General features: G+C 27.9%; 7 protein-coding genes. 6 read left to right on the forward strand and 1 reads right to left on the reverse strand.

Translation table 11 applies throughout. The features are described from left to right. Together Q0F58_RS18050 and Q0F58_RS18055 are read left to right on the forward strand one after the other, a co-directional pair. A partial coding sequence (locus tag Q0F58_RS18050) for an ECF transporter S component (protein WP_367118215.1) occupies positions 1 to 293 on the forward strand: 293 nt, incomplete at its 5' end. Between the two features lie 21 nt (positions 294 to 314). Continuing rightward, positions 315 to 620 carry a helix-turn-helix domain-containing protein gene (locus tag Q0F58_RS18055; RefSeq protein WP_294379242.1) on the forward strand — a complete coding sequence of 102 codons (306 nt, stop codon included), beginning with the start codon at positions 315 to 317 and terminating at the stop codon, positions 618 to 620. 113 nt (positions 621 to 733) lie between these two features. Here the strand turns inward: Q0F58_RS18055 and Q0F58_RS18060 are convergent, their stop codons facing one another. Beyond that, positions 734 to 1,054: a helix-turn-helix domain-containing protein gene (locus Q0F58_RS18060; RefSeq protein ID WP_294379243.1), complete on the reverse strand. Its 321-nt coding sequence runs from the start codon at positions 1,052 to 1,054 to the stop codon at positions 734 to 736. A 142-nt stretch (positions 1,055 to 1,196) separates the two neighbouring features. Between Q0F58_RS18060 and Q0F58_RS19720 the strand changes: the two genes are divergently transcribed. The 4 genes from Q0F58_RS19720 to Q0F58_RS18075 are packed head-to-tail and all read left to right on the forward strand — an operon-like array spanning position 1,197 to position 3,570. Next, positions 1,197 to 1,556: a pyridoxamine 5'-phosphate oxidase family protein gene (locus tag Q0F58_RS19720; RefSeq protein WP_367118216.1), complete on the forward strand. Its 360-nt coding sequence runs from the start codon at positions 1,197 to 1,199 to the stop codon at positions 1,554 to 1,556. Continuing rightward, positions 1,537 to 1,821 (forward strand): indolepyruvate ferredoxin oxidoreductase subunit alpha, encoded by a 285-nt coding sequence (locus Q0F58_RS19725; protein ID WP_367118217.1) that lies wholly within the window; start codon positions 1,537 to 1,539, stop codon positions 1,819 to 1,821. The genes Q0F58_RS19720 and Q0F58_RS19725 overlap by 20 nt, the downstream gene beginning before the upstream one ends. 11 nt (positions 1,822 to 1,832) lie before the next feature. Beyond that, entirely contained in the window at positions 1,833 to 2,741 is a 909-nt protein-coding gene (locus Q0F58_RS18070; RefSeq protein ID WP_294379244.1) for a Sir2 family NAD-dependent protein deacetylase, read from the forward strand. Positions 2,742 to 2,745: 4 nt separating this feature from the next. Next, the gene (locus Q0F58_RS18075) at positions 2,746 to 3,570 is read left to right on the forward strand and encodes a protein-ADP-ribose hydrolase (RefSeq protein WP_294379245.1); all 825 of its coding nucleotides are present in this window, start codon (positions 2,746 to 2,748) and stop codon (positions 3,568 to 3,570) included. Positions 3,571 to 3,670: the final 100 nt, after the last annotated feature.

Consider the following 3,670-nt stretch of genomic DNA (forward strand, 5'->3'; position numbering starts at 1 on the left):
ATAGAAAAATAAAAGGGAAAAAAGGAACATTCTTGGGAATTTTAACTGGTGTGATTGTAGCCAATATTACTGCAGTAATTGGAAATATGTATTTCATATTTCCTGCATATGCAAAGTTATATGGAATGTCAATTGATTCAATTGTTGCTATGGGAAGTGCTATCAATCCATATGTTACAGATTTATTTACCATGATGTGTTTCTCAATGATTCCATTTAATATATTTAAATTTGGAAGTGTATCAATTATTGCTTTTACAGTATATAAAAAAATGAAATTAATATTTAATTAAAGATAATAGGAGTTCAAAAATATGGATAATAAAAAATTACCTAATTGTCCTGTTGAGATTACAATGAAATTTATTGGTGATAGATGGAAGATCATTATTATAGCATATCTTATGCTTGGAAATAAAACAATCATAGAATTAAAAGAAAATATAGAAGGTATATCACAGAATATTATTAGAGAAAAATTAATAGAACTTATAGATTGTAGTCTTATTTATAAGAAAAAATGTGGTAGTGATAAAGACTATTATTGTTTAACAAAACTTGGAGAAAGCCTAAAAGAAATTGTTGATAGTATATACAGATGGGGAAAGAATAACAGCTAGAGTTTAGTTATTTCAAGATAGTAAATAATAAGAAAAATTATTATTTTAGACACATTTTTAAAAGTAAAATCTACCGTATAGGAGCGGTAGAGAATTACGTTAACAGTTTTAAATTAATTGCTGTTTTGCTTATAATTATTACCCCAAGAAACCATAGAATCTAAAATGGGCTGAAGACTTTCTCCCATTGCTGTAAGAGAATATTCAACTTTTGGTGGAACCTGTGGATATACGGTGCGTATAAGAAGTCCGTCTTTTTCCATAGAACGTAAGTTGCTTGTTAAAACTTTTTGAGTAATTCCAGTAACAGAATGCATTAATTCACTAAATCTTTTAGTACCAGTAAGTAAATCTCTTATAATAAGGACCTTCCACTTATTACCGATTAATTGTAATGTTATTTCAACAGGACAATTGGTAGAGAATTTATCCATATAAAAACCTCCTAAGTATAAAAATGTATGTACATCCTAATATATATTAAATAAATTATAAACTAAAAAAAATGGAATTTCAAATTATATTTTCTATAGTGAAAAGTAACAAATAAAATGAGTATGAAAGGATGAGAATAAAATGAATAATAAAGAATATTTAAGAATATTAAAAGAAGAAATACATTCAACAGTATTTGCAACTGTTGATGAAAATGGATTACCAGTGACAAGAGTTATTGATATTATGCTTGTAGATGATGATTGTTTGTATTTTATTACAGCAAAGGGAAAAGAATTTTACAGACAGCTTATGGATAAAAAATATGTAGCAATTAGTGGAATGACAAACGGAGAAGGATCATTAAATAAAAAAGCTATTTCAATTAGAGGAAGAATAGAGAATATTGGAAACAGGCTTTTGGATGAAGTATTTGAACAAAATATATATGAAAGAAATTTATCCATCAAAAGAAAGCAGAATGGCGTTAGAAGTATTTAGAATGTGTGAAGGACAAGGAGAATACTTTGATTTATCATCAAAGCCTATTATAAGGAAAACATTTGCAATTGGTAAGAATGTACAAGTATTGAAAAGCGGATATTTTGTTAATTATAAATGTAGAGGTTGTAAGTTATGTTATTCAAAATGTCCACAGAAATGCATTGATATAAGCACTAAACCAGTTGTTATAAATCAAGAGAATTGTTTGCATTGTGGAAATTGTATAACAGTATGTCCTTTTGGGGCAGTAGAAAAAAGATAGGAGTTAGTATTATGAAAATAACTAATTTATTTAATATAAATAAGAATGATAATAAGACATATATTGCAGAAGAAAATTATGATGATAAAATTTTAAAAACAGCAGAATGTATAAATAAAGCAGATGCCATAGTAATAGGAGCAGGAGCAGGAATGAGCACTTCAGCAGGCTTAACATATGGTGGAGAACGATTCGAAAAATTATTTCCAGAATATATTAAGAAATATGGAATGAAAGATATGTATTCAGCAGGTTTTTATCCTTTTGATACACAGGAAGAAAAGTGGGCATATTGGAGTAGACATATTTATTACAACAGATATGATGTTAATGCAGGAAAACCATATGTTGATTTATTAAATATGGTAAGAGATAAAAATTATTTTGTTATTACTACTAATGTAGATAGTCAGTTTGTAATTGCAGGAGTTCCAAAAGAAAAAATATTTGCGGTGCAAGGTGACTATGGATATTTTCAATGTGCAAATGCCTGTCATAAAAAGTTATATTATAATGAATCTATAATACGTAAAATGATAAAAATGCAAAATGATTGTAAAATACCAACAGAATTAGTGCCTAAATGTCCTGTATGTGGAGGAGAGATGGAAGTCAACTTAAGATGTGATGAATATTTTGTTGAAGATGAAAAATGGGATATTGCATATAGTAGATATCAAAATTTTTTAAATTTAAATAGAAATAAAAATATAGTCTTTATTGAATTAGGTACAGGTATGAATACGCCTGGAATTATAAAGTATCCATTTTGGAAGATGACAAAAAATTTTTCAAATGCTAATTATGTATGTATTAATTTAAATGAAGCATTTGCTCCGGATGAAATAAAGGAAAGTTCAATTTGTATAGATGGAGATATTGCAGAGGTGCTCGATGATATAAAAAAAGAGGTGAAATAAAGTAATGAATAGTGATGAAAGACTGGATTATTTAGTGAAAGAGTTATGCAGAGATTCAGATGAATATAAGAATATTAAGTATAAGAAAAGTGACAGAAGAGCACTCATGCGTTCGTTAATGAATATACGTAGACCAAATCCGATTTCTAATGAATTTTTAAGAGAACAGGATTTGTTCTTAAAGGAAGAAGCAGAAGAAAAGGGAATTGTAAAACTTGCTGATATACCAGTTATTAAAGATTTATATAACTCAAAATTTGAATTTGGAGAAAAAATTTCAGTATGGCAGGGAGACATTACAAGACTGGATATTGATGCAATTGTAAATGCTGCAAATTCTCAGATGCTTGGATGTTTTATTCCATGTCATAAATGTATTGATAATGCAATACATTCAGCAGCTGGAATACAGTTACGTGAAGAATGTTATGATTATATGAAGATGCAAAGAAAAAAGAATAAGAATTATGAAGAACCCACTGGAAAAGCAGTTATAACATTTTCATATAATCTTCCATGCAAATATGTTATTCATACTGTTGGACCAACTGTTTCAGGTAAGCCTACAGAATCACTAAAAAATGATTTAAAATCATGTTATGAATCATGTTTGAATGAAGCTGTTAAAAAAGGAGTTAGAAGTATAGCATTCTGCTGTATATCAACAGGTGAATTTAATTTTCCTAATTACGAAGCAGCTCTTATAGCTGTAAATAGTGTAAATGAATTTTTAAAGGCAAACTATGAAAAAATTGATAGGATAGTTTTTAATGTTTTTAAGGATTTAGATAAAGAAATATATATAAAATTACTTCGAAATTATTGTTAGATAATAAGATTAGAACACTAAGTACCCTGGGTGGTAAGATAATTGTCGTAAGATAAAAAGTATGGTATTCTCGTACTAGAAAATAATGAGGAGAATCTGA

The organism is uncultured Clostridium sp. (genome assembly GCF_934754915.1).
In the GTDB taxonomy this organism is placed as follows: Bacteria; Bacillota; Clostridia; order Clostridiales; family Clostridiaceae; genus Clostridium.

Excerpts from the sequence above, each read along its gene's own strand:
- Q0F58_RS18075 (WP_294379245.1), top strand. The coding sequence starts at position 2,746 with ATGAATAGTGATGAAAGACTGGATTATTTAGTGAAAGAGTTATGCAGA.
- Q0F58_RS19720 (WP_367118216.1), top strand. The coding sequence starts at position 1,197 with ATGAATAATAAAGAATATTTAAGAATATTAAAAGAAGAAATACATTCA.
- Q0F58_RS18070 (WP_294379244.1), top strand. The coding sequence starts at position 1,833 with ATGAAAATAACTAATTTATTTAATATAAATAAGAATGATAATAAGACA.
- Q0F58_RS18055 (WP_294379242.1), top strand. The coding sequence starts at position 315 with ATGGATAATAAAAAATTACCTAATTGTCCTGTTGAGATTACAATGAAA.
- Q0F58_RS18060 (WP_294379243.1), bottom strand. The coding sequence starts at position 1,054 with ATGGATAAATTCTCTACCAATTGTCCTGTTGAAATAACATTACAATTA.
- Q0F58_RS19725 (WP_367118217.1), top strand. The coding sequence starts at position 1,537 with ATGGCGTTAGAAGTATTTAGAATGTGTGAAGGACAAGGAGAATACTTT.